Origin of the sequence: Sphingopyxis sp., assembly GCF_036261875.1 — a bacterium.
Classification (GTDB): domain Bacteria; phylum Pseudomonadota; class Alphaproteobacteria; order Sphingomonadales; family Sphingomonadaceae; genus Sphingopyxis.
This window is the reverse complement of the sequence record NZ_DATAJZ010000007.1, coordinates 95,788-111,401: the sequence shown is the minus strand read 5'-3', so window position 1 is coordinate 111,401 and position 15,614 is coordinate 95,788. Positions and strand designations below refer to the sequence as shown.

The following is a 15,614-nucleotide window of genomic DNA, read 5'->3' as shown; positions in this document are numbered from 1 at the left end:
CGATTGGGAGGAAAGGCGGCGACCCTAGGGCAGGGGAGGCCGGTCGGCAATGCGGGCGTTGGCGCTCGCCAGCTTTCCGCGCAGTGCGCGGGCGAAGCCTTCGTGGAGTGCGGCGGCGACGTCGGGTTGGGCGGTAAGATAGGCGCGCAGCCCCGCGGCCGGGATGAACCACAGCCGCGAAGCGCTGGTCAGCACGACGGTGCCGGTCGCGTGGGCGCCGTCGAGCACCGTCGCCTCGCCGATCAGCGCGCCGTCGGCGACCGCGCCGACGTCCTGCCCGTCGCGGCGGACCGCCGCCGCGCCTTCGGCGAGGTAGAAGAGGCAGGGCGCCGCCTCATTCTCGCGGATCAGCACCTCGCCACGCCGCGCCGAAATCCAGTGCCCCTGATCGATCAGCGCGCGCGCCGCCGCCGGCCCCAACCCGTCGAAATGCCGGTCGCGCAACAGCTGCTCTTCGGCCGAGAAGCGGACTCGGCTCGCGCGGAGCCACAGACGCGCGATGAGGCCGAGATTGACGAGCAGGATGGCAAGGATGAGCAGGGTATAGCCCGTCCCGTGCCAGCCGAGGATGGCGACGGGCAGCGCAAGCAGCGCCGCGACCGCGAGCCCGAGCCGGACATGATCGACACGCGCGACGAGGCTCGCCGCCAGCAGCACAAGGAGCGCCCCATAACCGAACCAGGCCGGATCGAAACCGGTCATAGGCAGCCTTTTCGTATCGAGGCCCGAGCAGGGGCCATCAGCATCATGGCATCGTCGCCAATCCGATAACGTCACCGATTGTCCAACGCCTTGGCCGCAACGACCCATGCAGCCCGATTGTTGCAACAATTTATCAGTTTTTACCGATCAGGGAAAGCATAGGTGCGTAAAAGCCATTAAAATGCTAATTTTCCCTTTCCAAAGAATCGCATCCATTGCTTCGGCGGCGCATTCGCGCCATGGCGGCCCGCGATTCGACGCAGAATGAAGACAAGAGATATGACGCAATCATGGCAACCGCAGAGCTGGCGCACGCACGAAGCGCGGCAGCTTCCCACCTATCAGGACGCCGCCGCGCTGGCGGCTGCCGAAAAGGAGCTGTCGAGCTATCCGCCGCTGGTCTTTGCCGGCGAGGCGCGTGACCTGACCGCCGAACTCGGCCGCGTGGCGGAAGGCAAGGCCTTCCTGCTCCAGGGCGGCGACTGCGCCGAAAGCTTTGCCGAATTCCATCCGAACAATATCCGCGACACCTTCCGCGTCCTGCTCCAGATGGCCGTCGTGCTGACCTTTGCATCGAAAATGCCGGTGGTGAAGCTCGGCCGCATGGCGGGCCAGTTCGCCAAGCCGCGCTCCGCCGACATGGAAGACGTCGATGGCGTGTCGCTGCCCAGCTATCGCGGCGACATCATCAACGACATCGGTTTCGAGGCGGCGGGCCGCGAGCCCGACCCGGCGCGGATGATCAAGGCGTATAACCAGTCGGCGGCGACGCTCAACCTGCTGCGCGCCTTTGCCAACGGCGGCTATGCGAATCTGCACCAGGTCAACGCCTGGACGCATGATTTCATGGACCGCAGCCCGTGGGCGAAGAAATATCAGGAAACCGCGGGGCGGATTTCCGAAGCGCTCGCCTTCATGGAAGCGTGCGGGGTGACGCCCGAGACGGTGCCTCAGATCAAGGGCACGAGCTTCTACACCAGTCACGAGGCGCTGCTGCTCCCCTATGAGCAGGCGCTGACGCGGCAGGACAGCCTGACCGGCGGCTGGTACGACACCTCGGGCCATATGCTGTGGGTCGGCGACCGCACCCGCTTCGAAGGGTCGGCGCATATCGAATATCTGCGCGGCATTGGCAATCCGGTCGGCATGAAATGCGGGCCGAGCCTGGAGCCCGACGTGCTGCTGCGCCTGCTCGACACGCTGAACCCCGGCCATGTGCCCGGGCGCATGACGCTGATCACCCGCTATGGTCACGACAAGATCGAGGCGCATCTGCCGCGGCTGGTACGCGCGGTGAAGGAATCGGGGCATCCGGTGGTCTGGTCGTGCGACCCGATGCACGGCAATGTCATCAAGACCTCGACCGGCTACAAGACGCGCCCGTTCGAGCGCATCCTCGCCGAGGTGCGCGGCTTCTTCGCCGTGCATCGCGCCGAAGGGACGCACGGCGGCGGCATCCATATCGAGATGACCGGCCAGAACGTCACCGAATGCACCGGCGGCGCGATGGACGTGACCCAGATGGACCTTGCCGACCGCTATCACACGCATTGCGACCCGCGGCTCAATGCGGGGCAGAGCCTTGAACTGGCGTTCCTGCTGGCGGAAATGCTCAATCAGGAAATGTCGGACCGGGCGAAGCAGGCGGCGTAGGCAGCCTCTCCCATCGTCATTGCGAGCGAAGCGAAGCAATCCAGAGCGGTTTACGCCACTCTGGATTGCTTCGCTTCGCTCGCAATGACGAGGGAATTATTTCCCCGGCCACCGCTGCGTATCGGCGAACGCCCGGCCCAGCGCGACGTGCAGGTCGGCGTCCTCGGCCGCGCCGCCAAGCGGCACCTTGTCCGAAAACTCGTCGGCCGGCTCGTGATAGTCGCTGCCGAGGAATTTTTCGAGCAGCGCCATGTCCGAAAAGCTGCCGCCGACCATCAGCGAGGTCACGCCCTTGGCGCCGAGCGCCCAGCCGTCCTGCCGCTGGATGAAGGGATCGGCCTCGCCGTCGTCGTCGATCTTGCGGCCGAGTTCGCCCGCGACCGCGCGCACCACCGCATCATAGGCGGGCTTGCCGCGCCCGATCGTCGCGACCGGGGTGCCGCGCGGCGAAATGGCGACGGTGTCGATATTGAGCGCGACGGTGATGTCCGAGAGCGGCACGACCGGATGATCGGCAAACCAGTGCGCGCCGAGCAGCCCCTTCTCTTCCGATGTCGTCGCCATGAAGTAGATATCGCGATCGGGCCGTGCGCCGCCGGCGAGCCGCTTTGCGACCGCGATCAGCACCGCAATGCCGCTCGCATTATCGACCGCGCCGTTGCAGATGCGATCTTTCGGATCGTCGGGCGCGCAGATGCCGAGATGGTCCCAGTGACCGAGGAACAGCACCGCCTTGCCGTCGGGCTTCGCGCCGGGCAGCTTCGCGATGATATTGTTGCTCTGGTAGGCGCGCACGGTTGCCGTCGCGGTGATGTCGGCGGTCACAGGCAGCACGGCACCCTTGTAGCCCGCCGCCTTCGCTGCCGCGCCGAGCGCGGCGCCGTCCTGCCCCGCCCGCTGGAACAGGGCGGCCGCCGCTTCGGGCGACAGGAAGCCGGTGACCGGCGCGCCAGGCTTCGCCGACGCCAGCCGCGTCGTCTTGCCGCCCACCGCCTCGCGAAGCTGCCCCCACGGCACCGCGTCGGTCGCGATGACGAGCACCCCCGCCGCGCCCGCATCGGCGAGCATCTGCCGCCGTTCGCGATAGCGCGGCAAATCCTTGCCGAAGGGCGCGGCGTCGAAAAGCATGATCGCGAGCTTGCCTTTGACGTCCGCGTTCACCCTGCCCGCGCCGTCGATGCCGTAGCCCACGAAGACGACCGGTACGTCCACGAGCGACAGCGATGCATCGCGGCCGGTCAGGACGATACCGTCGTCGCCGAACGCCAGATCGCCGCCGCCGGCCTTGAACGTCGCGCTTCCCCTCGTTGCCTGCGTCTCGACCAGCGGCACCCCCTGGAGCCACGGCGTCGCGCTACCCGGAACGGGCTCGAGCCCCGCCTTTGCCCATTCGCCGACGATATAGGCGATGGTGCGATCCTCACCCTCGGTGCCCGGCCCGCGCCCCTCGAAGGCATCGCTGGAAAGAATGCGGATATGGTCCGCGAGTTCGGCCTCGGTGACCGGCGTATCGGCATCCTTCGCGTAACTTGCGGGCGCGATGGCGATCAGGGCGGCGGCCGCGATTGCGGCGCGGAATGTGAGGATTTTCATGGGCTCGCCGCATGGCATGGCCGGGGTGGGCAGGCAAGGCGCGTTCGTCGAACGACAGGCGGCGGTGCTGAATTGGATTCAGCGCAGAGAACGCAGAGATTGAAAAATCAACCGTGTCCCCGCGAAGGCGGGGACCCATCTCCGGCCGGTCCCACCTTGCACCGACCGGAGATGGGCCCCCGCCTTCGCGGGGGAACAGGATAGTGTAATTTCTCTGCGTCCCTGCGCGAATCCTGTTATTTTCTTCCCGCCCGTTCCAGCAGCGCGCGCGCCGCGGCGACGTGCATGTCCTCGATCATCCGGCCTTCGTGCCGCTGCGCGCCACCCGTCGCGGCCGCGACCAGCGCTTCGGCTGCGGCGATCTCGCGCAGCGAGGGGGCGAAGGCGGCGTTGCACGGATCGACCTGCGACGGGTGGATCAGCGTCTTGCCGTCGAAGCCGAGCCGCCGCCCTTCGGCGGCCTCCGCCGCGAAGCCCGCCGCATCGTCGATGGCGTTATAGACGCCGTCGAAGCACCAGACGCCGCCCGCGCGCGCCGCGAGCACGATCGCTTGAATCGCATGGCTCATCGCGCCGCGGTCCATGCCATCGGGCAGCTTCAGTTCGTGCGCAAGGTCGTTGAGCCCCGCGATCAGCCCGTGCGTCGCGGGATCGGCGGCGATGTCGCGCGCCGCATAGATGGCGGCCGGGGTCTCGATCATCGCCAGCAGCGGCACGCCGAGCGGGCGCGCCGGGTCGAGATCCGACGGCGCGTCGACCTTCGGCAGCACCACGGCATCCAGCGCCAGCCCGGCGACAGCGGCAAGGTCGTCGGCCTGATGCTCGCTGCCCGTTCCGTTGATCCGCACCGCGACGCGCTTGCCGGAAAAGCCCGCCGCGACCGCCGCGCGCATGGCGGCGCGCGCCTCCGCCTTGCGGTCGGCCGGAACCGCATCCTCGAGGTCGATGATCAGCATGTCGGCGGCGAGCCCCCGCGCCTTGTCGAGCGCGCGGGCGTTCGAGCCGGGAACATAGAGCAGCGAGCGGGGGGCAAAGTCGGTCATGCGCTTTTCTGTGGCGCAGCCGCCGCATTGCCGCAATAAGGAGATGAGGCTTTTGTGAAAGAGGGGACGATCGATGGAATTCGCGCTCGCGCTGGTGGTGCTGGCCCTGGTGTTCCTGGTCTGGGCGCTGACGCCGGTCCGGCAGGGCTATGCCTATACGATCGAACGCTTCGGCCGCTACACCCACACCGCGCAGCCGGGGCTCAACTTCATCATGCCGATCTTCGACCGCGTCGGGCGCAAGGTAAACATGATGGAGCAGGTGCTCGACATTCCGGGGCAGGAGATCATCACCAAGGACAATGCGATGGTCGCGGTCGACGGCGTCGTCTTCTTCCAGGTGCTCGACGCCGCCAAGGCGGCCTATGAGGTCAGCGACCTCTATCTCGCGATCATGAACCTGACGACGACGAACCTGCGCACGGTGATGGGATCGATGGACCTCGACGAGACGCTGTCGAAGCGCGACGAGATCAACACCCGCCTGCTGCACGTCGTCGACGATGCGACGACGCCGTGGGGGGTCAAGATCACCCGCGTCGAGATCAAGGACATCCGCCCGCCCGCCGACATTTCGAACGCGATGGCGCGGCAGATGAAGGCCGAGCGCGAGAAGCGCGCCAACATCCTCGAAGCCGAAGGGATGCGCGCTTCCGAGATCCTGCGCGCCGAGGGCGAGAAGCAGGGCCAGATATTGCAGGCCGAGGGTCGCCGCGAAGCCGCGTTCCGCGACGCCGAGGCCCGCGAGCGCGAGGCCGAGGCCGAGGCCAAGGCGACGCAGATGGTGTCCGACGCGATCGCCGGCGGCAATGCGCAGGCGATCAACTATTTCATCGCGCAGAAATATGTCGAGGCAGTGAGCCAGTTCGCGACCAGCCCGAACGCCAAGACGATCCTGTTCCCGGTCGAGGCGACGCAGCTCATCGGCACGCTCGGCGGCATCGGCGAGCTCGCCAAGGACGCGCTCGAACGCAAGGGGGGCTGAGATGGCGGACTGGTTGGCGAGCATGGAACCGCATTGGGCGTGGCTCTCGCTCGGCGTGCTGCTCGCCGCGGCCGAGATCGTCGCGCCCGGCTTCTTCCTGATCTGGCTCGGCGCCGCGGCGATCGTCACCGGCGTCTTTGCCTGGATCCTTCCCGGCGTCGCCGACAGCGTTCCGGCGCAGCTCGGCATCTTCGCGGTGCTGTCGTTCATCGCCCTCTACAGCGCGCGGCGCTGGCTGAAGGCGAACCCGATCACCACCGCCGACCCCAATCTCAACCAGCGCGCGGTGCGGCTGGTCGGCGAGGTGCTGACGGTGACCCGGGCGATCGAGGACGGCCGTGGCCGCGCCAGGGTCGGCGACGGCGAATGGCCGGTCCACGGCCCCGACGCCGCCGAGGGTAGCAAGGTCCGCGTCGTCAGCGCCGACGGCGGCGTGCTGGTGGTCGAGGCGGCTTAGAGCATCGAGCCTTAAATCTGATCCACCGTCCCGTTCGTGTCGAGCGAAGTCGAGACACCCATCCGGGCAGCGCAAGGCCGATGGGTATCTCGACTTCGCTCGACACGAACGGACAAGGGGCGTTGCAGATTAAGCGCACGCCGCTCTAGCCAAATCCGTCATTGCGAGCGGAGCGAAGCAATCTCCAGCTATCGACCTTGCGCAAGGTCGATAGCTGGAGATTGCCGCGTCGCCTTCGGCTCCTCGCAATGACGGTTCATCCCCCCTTGGGCCGCGAATAGATCGCCACGGCATGGCCCAGCGCATCGCTCTCGCCGATGCGGCGAAAGCCCAGCTTCGCCGCCACCCGTTCCGATGCGACATGGCCGGGGTCGATGATGCAGCGCACTTCCCTGGCATCGAGGTTCGCGTCGGCCCAGCCGAGCGCCGCGGTCATCGCTTCGGTCGCATAGCCCGCGCCCCAATGGTCGGCGTCGAACGCCCAGCCCGCCTCGGGACAATCCTCAAGCTCGGGAATGCCGCGGCAGAAATAGCTTAAGCCCCCCATGCCGACCAGCGCGTCGCTCGCCTTGTCGGCGAACACCCAATAGCCGAAGCCCATCACCGGCCACAGCCCCGCCGAGCTCAGAAACTTGCCCCAACTCACGTCGGGCGTGCGCGGTTCGCCGCCGATGAAGCGGGTGACGCGGGCGTCGGCCCACATCGCGATATGAACGTCCTTGTCGGCGAAGCGCATCGGGCGGAGGCGGAGGCGGCCGGTTTCGATGAGCGGAGGCGATGTGATCATCGCGCCGACATGCCGGGTGCATCGAGGCCGGTCAATCGGGAACGAGGAAATGGTCGAACAGGTCGTGCAGCACCGCGGTGCCGTCGACCTGCCGCTTGGCGCGCAGCACTGCGAGCGTGTCGACGCGCGCCAACATATCGGCATGCCGCAACACGACCTGATAATCGGGCCGGTCGGTGAAGCCGTGGAACAACAGCAGGCAGTCGGGCTTGCCGTGAACGATCGCCTGCAACAGGCAGGCGACGCGAAAGCGGCCGTCGATCAGCACCGCGTCGGGGCTGGCCGAAAGCTGGCGCCACACCTGCACATGATAGCGCGGCCAGTCCTGCATCCGGCCGCGATCGGCGGGATAGCCCCGGTCGCCGATCGGCCCGATGTCGGCATGGACAGGCGTGAAATCGATCGCCGCGCGGGCGAGATTGGCGCCGACCTCGGCCAGCCAGCCGGCATCGGCGTCGACGCAGACGATTGTCTGCGCCTGCCTTGCGGCGACAAGCGTGCTGTTGCCGCAGCCGAACTGAAGCAGCGAGGCGCGACCCGCAAGCTGCAGTTCGAGCTGCATGATTTCCGCCGCCGTCATCGGTTGCATGACGCCCCCTTCCCCACCGGACAAGGGATATGGGAGAGCGGCGGGCGCGTCTAGGTCCGGACTGCCCCCTCTTTTCGTCATTCCCGCGAAGGCGGGAATCCAGCTTTTCCTTCTTCGCGCCTTTGCCCCTTTGCGTGAGATTTTCAAAAGACTCACGCAAAGGGGCAAAGGCGCGAAGAATTAAGAGAGAAGGAAGCTGGATTCCCGCTTTCGCGGGAATGACGGGGGAATTTGAGGCGATTGATGCGCCCCGCAAAGGCAGGCTCGGAGGGGAGAGAGAAACCGGTCCGGGCGCCCGCCTTTGCGGAACCTCTGCGTCAGGCGGCCGCCAGTTCGGGCGCCGAGGAATGCGCGGGCATCAGCGCGTCGGCGTAGTCGCCTTCATATTTCTCGATCAGCGCGCGGTCGTCGTGGTTCCACGGATGAAAGCCCGGCATGAAATAGGACAGCCACGGCAGAAAGCTTTTGCGCAGGATGCCGGGCGAGCCGAGCAGATACCACCAGATGCGCGCCGTCACGCGCCAGCCGGTCAGCCCGTCCTGCTTCAGCAGCGCCTTCATCCCCTTGACGCGGCGCGGCCAGAAGCGGCTGGTGACGAGCAGCATCATCAGCGACTTCGCCTTCCACCGCTTCCAGCGGCTCCAGTCCTTCGTCGCGTGGAGCCAGGTGTCGTAGGCGACGCCCTTATGCTCGATCTCCTCGATCGCGTGCCATTTCCACAGGGCGCCCCATTCGGGCTCGGCACCCGCGTACATTTTCGGGTCCTTCAGCATCACCGCCGCCATCATCGCGGTATAATGTTCGAGCGCGATCGTCGCCATCAGGTTGACGATCGGCGGGCGCGTCTTGATGAGATCGAGGACGTGGCTGACGTCGGCATCGAGCTCGCTGAGATCATAGCCCGCTTCCGCCGCCTTCTTGTTGAAGACGACATGCTCGCGGCTGTGGATCACTTCCTGCTGGGTGAAGGCGCGGATTTCGCGTGCGAGCTTGTCGGGAACGCCGTCGCGGTGCGCCTTCACCGCCTCGATGAACATCGCTTCGCCGCGCGGAAAGGTGACCGACAGCGCGGTGTGGAAAGCCGACGCGATGGGATCGCCGTTCAGCCACCAGCGCCCCTGCCGGTCGTCGCGGCCGAAGCGCTTGTCGCGCGGGGTAATCGACAGATCGTCGGGGGTGGGAGAGCGGGAAAGGCTGGACATATGGTCTTCACCGTCGAAAAGGGGTTGCGGGACGTGGGGACGTCCCATGGGGCATGGTGTTAAAGGTTACTTACAGTGGTGTCAATATCAAGAAAGCGACTGAGCCCGGAGGAGAGCCGGGCGGCCGCGCTGGAAGCGGCCCGCGAAATCCTGATCGAAAGCGGTCCGCAGGCGGTGACGCTGAAAGCCGTAGCGGCGCGCGTCGACCGCACCCACGCGAACCTGCTCCACCATTTCGGCAGCGCCGCGGGGCTGCAGCAGGCGCTGATCGAGAAGATGGCGGCGTTCATCACCACGACGATCCGCGAGGCGGTGTTCCGCCAGCGCGCGAGCGAGCAGAATCCGCGCGAGGTCGTCGACCTGGCCTTCGACGCGTTCGACACCGGCGGCGCGGGGGCGCTGGCGAGCTGGATGATCCTGTCGGGCAATGAAAATGCGCTCGACCCGATCCTGAAGGCGATCCACGACCTGGTCGAGGAACTGCGCGAGGATCATGGCGAAGAAGAAGCGCCGATCGAGGACGAGACGATGCAGCTCGTGCTGATGGCGCTCGGCGACGCGCTGTTCGGCGGCCCGCTGTCGCGCGCCCTCGGCGTCCCGCGCAGCCGCGCGCGCGAGATCGCCCTCGAATCGATGCTGTCGCACGGGATCGGGCGGCGGGGGTGACGCCGCTATCGAATGAAGCACCGCAAAGGCCATCAGCGCGGTAATATTCATCGTCATCCCGGACTTGATCCGGGATCCATTCTCGCAGCGCCGGAATCATGGATCCCGGATCAAGTCCGGGATGACGAAGACAGGAGATCGGCGGCCCCTTCGCGAAGGCGACGAGCGCTGGCCAAATCGTGCCTTTCCCCCTAAAGGCCCCCGATGCATTTCCTCGACCAGGCCAAGATCTTCATCAAGTCGGGCGATGGCGGCCCCGGCGCCGTGTCGTTCCGGCGCGAGAAATATATTGAATATGGCGGCCCCGACGGCGGCAATGGCGGCAAGGGCGGCGACGTCGTGTTCGAGGCGGTCGCGGGCCTCAACACGCTGATCGATTTCCGCTACACTCAGCATTTCAAGGCGAAGCGCGGCACCCCCGGCGCCGGGCGTGACCGCACTGGCGCGGGCGGCCCCGACCTCGTCATTCAGGTGCCGGTCGGCACCCAGATCCTGGCCGACGACGACGAACGCAGCCTGCTCGCCGACCTCACCAAGGAGGGCGAGCGCATCCATTTCCTGCACGGCGGCGACGGCGGGCGCGGCAATGCGAGCTACAAGACCTCGACCAACCGCGCCCCGCGCCAGCACGGCCCCGGCTGGCCGGGCGAGGAGATGTGGGTGTGGCTGCGACTGAAGCTGCTCGCCGACGCAGGGCTGGTCGGTCTGCCCAACGCCGGCAAGTCGACCTTCATCAACGCGGTGACCAACGCGCAGGCCAAGGTCGGCGCCTATGCCTTTACGACGCTGCGCCCGCAGCTCGGCGTCGTCAGCCACAAGGGGCAGGAATTCGTCATTGCCGACATTCCCGGATTGATCGAAGGCGCTGCCGAGGGGGCCGGGGTCGGCGACCGCTTCCTGGGGCATATCGAGCGCTGCCGCGTGCTGCTGCATCTGGTCGACGCGAACGACACGGATGTCGCGACCAGCTATCGCATCGTCCGCGACGAGCTGGAGGCCTATGGCGCCGACCTGATCGACAAGCCGGTGATCGTCGCGCTCAACAAGATCGACACGCTCGACGACGAGCTGATCGCGGCACTGTCGGCCGAACTCGAAGCTGAAAGCGGTCATAAGGTGATGGCGCTGTCGGGCGCCAGCGGCGCGGGCGTCGGCGCGGTGCTCGACAAATTGCTCGAGGCGATCGGCCATCCCGAACCGGGAGAGGATGAGAGCGAGGATGCGGGCGGCGACTGGTCGCCGATCTGAACGATTCCTCCCCTTCTCCCGCTGGCGGGAGAAGGATAGCGCAGCTTGCCGCCGAATGGCGGCTAGCGAAGCTTGGATGAGGGTGGACGGGATGGCGATCACAAGAAGAACCAATCCCCACGCCCGCAATCTCCGCCGCAATGCCACCGACGCCGAACGCGCTTTCTGGTCCCGCGTCCGCAATCGCCAGCTCGGCGGCCATAAATTCCGCCGTCAGGTCAGTATCGGTCCCTATATCGTCGACTTCATCTGCATCGAAGCCGACCTGATCGTCGAACTCGACGGCGGCCAGCATACTCCCGAGGTCGACGCGGCGCGCACCGCCTTTCTCGAAGCCAAGAAATTCCACCTCATCCGCTTCTGGAACAATGACGTGCTTGCGAATATGGAGGGCGTCCTTTCCGCGGTGCTGGCCGAGCTCGACCGAAGGCTCAAGGCCGCGCCACCCTCACCCAACCCTCTCCCGCCAGCGGGAGAGGGCTAGAAGAATGCCATGACCCTGTTCGCTCCCGCCTCCTGCCCGCGCCTGATCGTCAAGATCGGATCGGCGCTGCTCGTCGATCCGGGCGGCGCGGTGCGGCGCGCGTGGCTGGCGGGGATTGCCGCCGACATCGCCGAGCGGACGAAGGCGGGCCAGCAGATCGCGGTCGTTTCGTCGGGAGCGATCGCGCTCGGCGCGCGGCGGCTCGGGCTCGCCAAGGGCGGGCGCGCGAGTCTGGAGGATGCGCAGGCGGCGGCGGCAACCGGGCAGATTGCGCTGAGCCAGGTCTGGGCCGAGGTGCTCGGCGCCGAGGGGCTGACCGCGGCGCAGATGCTCGTGACGCTGGGCGACCTCGAACATCGCCGCCGCTATCTCAACGCCGCGGCGACGCTCGACCGGCTGCTCGGGCTCGGCGTGGTGCCGATCATCAACGAGAATGACAGCGTCGCGACCGAGGAAATCCGCTTCGGCGACAACGACCGGCTCGCCGCGCGCGTCGCGCAGGCGGCAGGCGCGGGCGGCGTCGTGCTGCTCTCCGACATCGACGGGCTCTACGACCGCAATCCCGCTCTCCCCGGCGCCAATCACGTCGCACGCGTCGAGCGGATCGACGGCGCGATCGAGGCGATGGCCGACACCGGGTCGGCGTCGGGCATGGGATCGGGCGGCATGGTGTCAAAGATCGCGGCGGCGCGCATCGCCAATGCGGCGGGCGCGCACCTCGCCATCGCCTCGGGGCGGATCGAACGGCCGCTTTCGACCGACGCGCGCCACACGATCTTCGTTGCCGAAAAGGGCGCGAGCGCGCGCAAGGCGTGGCTCGCGGGCGGGCTTACCGCCAAGGGCCGCCTGACGATCGACGCCGGAGCGGTGAAGGCGCTGCGCGGTGGCGCGAGCCTGCTCGCCGCGGGGGTCACCGCCGCGACCGGCGCTTTCGTGCGCGGCGATATCCTCGACATCGCGGGCCCCGACGGACGCACCGTCGCGCGCGGGCTGTCCGAATATCCGGTCGCCGACGCGACCGCGATCCTCGGCCTCGGCCGCGACGCGCAGGAGGCGACGCTCGGTTATGCCCCGCGCGCCGCGATGGTGCACCGCGACCATATGGTGCTGCTGTGACGGCGCCGGTGCTGGCGATGACCGGAGCGACCGGCTTCGTCGGCCAAGCGACGCTGCGACAGGCGGTCGCCGCAGGCTGGCACGTCCGCGCCCTCACCCGCCGCCCGCAGGACGCGCGCGAAGGTGTCACCTGGATCGCGGGCGCGCTCGACCGGCCCGATGCGCTCGCCGACATGGCGGCGGGCAGCGATGTCGTGATGCATATCGCCGGCGTCGTGAACGTGCCGACGCGCGCCGATTTCGAGGCGGGGAATGCAGTCGCGACCGCGAATGTCGTCGCGGCGGCGGGCGGCGCGGGGGTGCGGCGCTTCATTCATGTCTCGTCGCTCGCGGCACGCGAGCCCGGCATCTCCAACTATGGCTGGTCGAAGGAGCGCGCCGAGGCGGTTGTCGAGGACAGCGGGCTCGACTGGACGATCGTGCGGCCGCCCGCGGTGTTCGGTCCCGGCGACAGCGAGATGCTCGACCTGTTCCGCATGGCGCGGCGCGGCATCGCGCTCGTCCCGCCGGGGCGGATGTCGGCGATCTATGTCGGGGAGTTGGCGCGCCTGCTCGTCGCGCTCGCCGCCGACCGCGCGGCGAGCATCGGGCAGGTTTATGAGCCCGACGATGGCCGCGCGGGCGGCTGGACCCACGGCGATTTCGCGCGCGCGGTCGGCGAGGCCGTGGGGCGGACGCATGTCCGCGCGTTGCCGGTTCCGGGCGCGGTGCTCAAAACCGCTGGACGGCTCGACACGCTGGTGCGCCGCAAGGCCGCAAAGCTGACGCCCGACCGCGCGCGCTATATCGCGCATCCCGACTGGGTGGCGACCGAGGGCGCGCGACCGCCTGCCATGCTGTGGAAACCGGCGCTCGATACCAAGGATGCGCTGGCGGAAACGGTGCGCTGGTATCGCAGCGAGGGGTGGTTATAAAGCTCGTCATTGTGAGCGAAGCGAAGCAATGACGAACCTGACACAAAGTCGTTCGCCCCCTCCCCGTCTCCCGCCCGTCGAAGCGTGCATTGCCAAGGGCGAGGCGCATCCCTAGGTTTGCGCGCATGACCGACACCACCGCCACGCCTCCCACCGACCCAGCCGGCCCCTGGGCCATCCCCGTCCGTCGGCCGCTGCCCGGCGACGACAAGCCCGGCGGGAGCACCAGCTTTCCGCGCAAGGTCTGGCACCTGCTCGTGGCGATCAAGGACGGGCTGGCGCTGATCTTCCTGCTGCTGTTCTTCGTGGCGCTTTTCGCGCTGCTCGCGGGGCGCCCCAATGCATCGCTGCCGGTCAGCGAGGGGGCGCTCGTGGTCGATTTCGACGGCGTCGTCACTGAACAGCCCTCCGACGTCGATCCGCTGGCGGCGCTGTCGGGCGGCAATCAGCTCAAGGAACTGCGCACCCGCGACATCGTCCACGCGCTCGAAACCGCGGCGACCGACAAGCGCGTCACGTCGGTCGTGCTCGACCTCGACCGCTTCCTCGGCGGCGGCCAGGTGTCGCTTGCCGAGATCGGCACCGCGGTCGACAAGGTGCGCGCGGCGAAGAAGCCGGTGCTCGCCTTCGCTACCGCCTATACCACCGACAGCTATCAGGTCGCGGCGCACGCCAGCGAAATCTGGTCGGATGCGATCGGCGGCGTGGCGATCGCCGGGCCGGGCGGGTCGCGCCTTTATTACAAAGGGTTGATGGACAAGCTCGGCATCACCGCGCACATCTATCGCGTCGGCACCTTCAAGAGCGCGGTCGAGCCCTATCTGCGCAGCGACCAGTCGCCCGAAGCGAAGGAGGCCGACCGCGCCTATGCCGGCGTCCTGTGGGAAAACTGGCTGGCCGACGTCAGGAAAGCGCGGCCTAAAGCCAAGATCGACGCCTTCATCGCCGACACCGCGGGCGCGGTGAAGGCGGCGGGCAACGACCTGTCGAAGGCAGGAGTCGAGGCCGGGCTGATCGACAAGGTCGGCAGCCGCATGGCATTCAGCGAACGCGTCGCCGAGATCAGCGGCGTCTATGACGACAGCCGCCCGTGGGAATATAACGCGATCCCGCTTGACAATTGGGTCGCGGCCAATCCGCCGGAAGAAAAGGGCGCGGCGATTGCCGTCGTCCCGGTCGTCGGCGAGATCGTCGACGGCGAAACGGGCGGCGGTTCGGCCGGCGGCGACACGATCGCCGAGCACATTCTCGACGCCGTCGCCGACAGCGGCACCAAGGCGATCGTGCTGCGCGTCGATTCGCCCGGCGGATCGGTGCTCGCGTCGGAACAGATCCGCCAGGCGCTGCTCCAGGCCAAGGCAAAGAAGCTGCCCGTCGTCGTCTCGATGGCGAATGTCGCCGCATCGGGCGGCTATTGGGTGTCGACCCCCGCCGACCGCATCTTCGCCGAGCCCGACACGATCACCGGCTCAATCGGCGTGTTCGGCATCATCCCCAGCTTCGATCAGGCGCTCGCGAAGATCGGGGTCAATGCCGACGGCATCGCGACGACGCCGCTGTCGGGCCAGCCCGACGTGTTCGGCGGCGTGAACGACGAGTTCAACGCGCTCGCGCAGGCGAGCGTCGAGGATATCTATGCCCGCTTCACCGGCCTCGTCGCCAAGAGCCGTAAGCAGCCGATCGAGAAGATTCGCGAGATCGCCGAAGGCCGCGTCTGGGCCGGCGGCACCGCGCGCCAGATCGGCCTTGTCGACCAGTTCGGCGGCCTGCCCGACGCGCTGGCGGCGGCGGCAAAGATGGCAAAGATCGACGGCGCTTATCATGCCAAATATTATGAGGAAGAGCCGAGCGAATTTTCCAAGATGCTCGCCAGCCTGACCGGCGCCGAGCAGGATCAGCAGGCGATGGCGCCGCGCGGCTGGTTCGGCATCGCGGCGATGAACCGCCAGCTTACCGAGCGGCGGCTGGCGCAGGATCTGACATTGCTCACCCGTTCGGGGTCGGTGCAGGCAAGCTGCCTCGACTGCCGCGCCTTCCTGCCCGCGGTGCCGCGGGCGCCGGAAGCAAAGGGATGGTTCGCCGCGTTGGCGCTGCTGCTGAAATAGATCATATCGAACAATAGCATGTGTCCCCGCGAAGGCGGGGCCCCAGAACGGCCTACCCAAATGTCGGCTT

At 67.5% G+C, this 15,614-nt stretch carries 15 protein-coding genes; 9 read left to right on the top strand and 6 right to left on the bottom strand.

Going from position 1 to position 15,614, the window contains the following annotated elements; translation table 11 throughout:
* Nucleotides 1-24: 24 nt before the first annotated feature.
* Nucleotides 25-702: a cyclic nucleotide-binding domain-containing protein gene (locus VHO04_RS02285; protein ID WP_329626857.1), complete on the bottom strand. Its 678-nt coding sequence runs from the start codon at nt 700-702 to the stop codon at nt 25-27.
* Nucleotides 703-966: 264 nt separating this feature from the next.
* Here VHO04_RS02285 and VHO04_RS02280 point away from each other — a divergent pair, with 264 nt between their 5' ends.
* Nucleotides 967-2,355 carry a class II 3-deoxy-7-phosphoheptulonate synthase gene (locus tag VHO04_RS02280; protein WP_414713070.1) on the top strand — a complete coding sequence of 463 codons (1,389 nt, stop codon included), beginning with the start codon at nt 967-969 and terminating at the stop codon, nt 2,353-2,355.
* A 96-nt stretch (nt 2,356-2,451) separates the two neighbouring features.
* Here the strand turns inward: VHO04_RS02280 and VHO04_RS02275 are convergent, their stop codons facing one another.
* The gene (locus VHO04_RS02275; RefSeq protein WP_329626855.1) at nt 2,452-3,948 is read right to left on the bottom strand and encodes a M28 family peptidase; all 1,497 of its coding nucleotides are present in this window, start codon (nt 3,946-3,948) and stop codon (nt 2,452-2,454) included.
* Nucleotides 3,949-4,184: 236 nt separating this feature from the next.
* Nucleotides 4,185-4,991 carry a CoA ester lyase gene (locus VHO04_RS02270; RefSeq protein WP_329626854.1) on the bottom strand — a complete coding sequence of 269 codons (807 nt, stop codon included), beginning with the start codon at nt 4,989-4,991 and terminating at the stop codon, nt 4,185-4,187.
* Nucleotides 4,992-5,064: 73 nt separating this feature from the next.
* On the opposite strand from VHO04_RS02270, the gene VHO04_RS02265 reads away from it, so the two are divergent.
* Together VHO04_RS02265 and VHO04_RS02260 are read left to right on the top strand one after the other, a co-directional pair.
* Nucleotides 5,065-5,976, top strand: a complete 912-nt coding sequence (locus tag VHO04_RS02265; protein ID WP_329626853.1) for an SPFH domain-containing protein — start codon at nt 5,065-5,067, stop codon at nt 5,974-5,976.
* A gap of 1 nt (nt 5,977) precedes the next feature.
* The gene (locus VHO04_RS02260) at nt 5,978-6,433 is read left to right on the top strand and encodes an NfeD family protein (RefSeq protein WP_329626852.1); all 456 of its coding nucleotides are present in this window, start codon (nt 5,978-5,980) and stop codon (nt 6,431-6,433) included.
* Between the two features lie 256 nt (nt 6,434-6,689).
* On the opposite strand, the gene VHO04_RS02255 is transcribed toward VHO04_RS02260, so the two are convergent.
* From VHO04_RS02255 to VHO04_RS02245, 3 genes are all read right to left on the bottom strand, one after another.
* Nucleotides 6,690-7,220, bottom strand: coding sequence for a GNAT family N-acetyltransferase (locus tag VHO04_RS02255; protein WP_329626851.1), 531 nt, complete (start codon nt 7,218-7,220; stop codon nt 6,690-6,692).
* A gap of 31 nt (nt 7,221-7,251) precedes the next feature.
* A complete protein-coding gene (locus tag VHO04_RS02250) occupies nt 7,252-7,809 on the bottom strand; it encodes a hypothetical protein (protein WP_329626850.1) in 558 nt (185 codons plus the stop codon).
* A gap of 317 nt (nt 7,810-8,126) precedes the next feature.
* Entirely contained in the window at nt 8,127-9,011 is an 885-nt protein-coding gene (locus VHO04_RS02245) for a metal-dependent hydrolase (protein WP_329626849.1), read from the bottom strand.
* Nucleotides 9,012-9,089: 78 nt separating this feature from the next.
* Between VHO04_RS02245 and VHO04_RS02240 the strand changes: the two genes are divergently transcribed.
* The 6 genes from VHO04_RS02240 to sppA all read left to right on the top strand — a co-directional run bounded on the left by VHO04_RS02240 (nt 9,090) and on the right by sppA (nt 15,544).
* Entirely contained in the window at nt 9,090-9,677 is a 588-nt protein-coding gene (locus VHO04_RS02240; RefSeq protein WP_329626848.1) for a TetR/AcrR family transcriptional regulator, read from the top strand.
* A 204-nt stretch (nt 9,678-9,881) separates the two neighbouring features.
* Nucleotides 9,882-10,925 carry a GTPase ObgE gene (obgE, locus tag VHO04_RS02235; RefSeq protein ID WP_329626847.1) on the top strand — a complete coding sequence of 348 codons (1,044 nt, stop codon included), beginning with the start codon at nt 9,882-9,884 and terminating at the stop codon, nt 10,923-10,925.
* Between the two features lie 91 nt (nt 10,926-11,016).
* A complete protein-coding gene (locus VHO04_RS02230; protein ID WP_329626846.1) occupies nt 11,017-11,409 on the top strand; it encodes an endonuclease domain-containing protein in 393 nt (130 codons plus the stop codon).
* Nucleotides 11,410-11,418: 9 nt separating this feature from the next.
* Complete coding sequence (proB, locus tag VHO04_RS02225) at nt 11,419-12,525, top strand: glutamate 5-kinase (protein WP_329626845.1); 1,107 nt, start codon at nt 11,419-11,421, stop codon at nt 12,523-12,525.
* A gap of 17 nt (nt 12,526-12,542) precedes the next feature.
* Nucleotides 12,543-13,439 carry an NAD(P)H-binding protein gene (locus tag VHO04_RS02220; RefSeq protein ID WP_329627011.1) on the top strand — a complete coding sequence of 299 codons (897 nt, stop codon included), beginning with the start codon at nt 12,543-12,545 and terminating at the stop codon, nt 13,437-13,439.
* A gap of 125 nt (nt 13,440-13,564) precedes the next feature.
* Nucleotides 13,565-15,544: a signal peptide peptidase SppA gene (sppA, locus tag VHO04_RS02215; RefSeq protein ID WP_329626844.1), complete on the top strand. Its 1,980-nt coding sequence runs from the start codon at nt 13,565-13,567 to the stop codon at nt 15,542-15,544.
* Nucleotides 15,545-15,614 lie beyond the last annotated feature (70 nt).

Bases quoted from the DNA above. Each gene is read 5' to 3' on its own strand.
- VHO04_RS02285 (WP_329626857.1), bottom strand. From the start codon at position 702: ATGACCGGTTTCGATCCGGCCTGGTTCGGTTATGGGGCGCTCCTTGTG.
- VHO04_RS02280 (WP_414713070.1), top strand. From the start codon at position 967: ATGAAGACAAGAGATATGACGCAATCATGGCAACCGCAGAGCTGGCGC.
- VHO04_RS02275 (WP_329626855.1), bottom strand. From the start codon at position 3,948: ATGAAAATCCTCACATTCCGCGCCGCAATCGCGGCCGCCGCCCTGATC.
- VHO04_RS02270 (WP_329626854.1), bottom strand. From the start codon at position 4,991: ATGACCGACTTTGCCCCCCGCTCGCTGCTCTATGTTCCCGGCTCGAAC.
- VHO04_RS02265 (WP_329626853.1), top strand. From the start codon at position 5,065: ATGGAATTCGCGCTCGCGCTGGTGGTGCTGGCCCTGGTGTTCCTGGTC.
- VHO04_RS02260 (WP_329626852.1), top strand. From the start codon at position 5,978: ATGGCGGACTGGTTGGCGAGCATGGAACCGCATTGGGCGTGGCTCTCG.
- VHO04_RS02255 (WP_329626851.1), bottom strand. From the start codon at position 7,220: ATGATCACATCGCCTCCGCTCATCGAAACCGGCCGCCTCCGCCTCCGC.
- VHO04_RS02250 (WP_329626850.1), bottom strand. From the start codon at position 7,809: ATGCAACCGATGACGGCGGCGGAAATCATGCAGCTCGAACTGCAGCTT.
- VHO04_RS02245 (WP_329626849.1), bottom strand. From the start codon at position 9,011: ATGTCCAGCCTTTCCCGCTCTCCCACCCCCGACGATCTGTCGATTACC.
- obgE (WP_329626847.1), top strand. From the start codon at position 9,882: ATGCATTTCCTCGACCAGGCCAAGATCTTCATCAAGTCGGGCGATGGC.
- VHO04_RS02230 (WP_329626846.1), top strand. From the start codon at position 11,017: ATGGCGATCACAAGAAGAACCAATCCCCACGCCCGCAATCTCCGCCGC.
- proB (WP_329626845.1), top strand. From the start codon at position 11,419: ATGACCCTGTTCGCTCCCGCCTCCTGCCCGCGCCTGATCGTCAAGATC.
- VHO04_RS02220 (WP_329627011.1), top strand. From the start codon at position 12,543: ATGACCGGAGCGACCGGCTTCGTCGGCCAAGCGACGCTGCGACAGGCG.
- sppA (WP_329626844.1), top strand. From the start codon at position 13,565: ATGACCGACACCACCGCCACGCCTCCCACCGACCCAGCCGGCCCCTGG.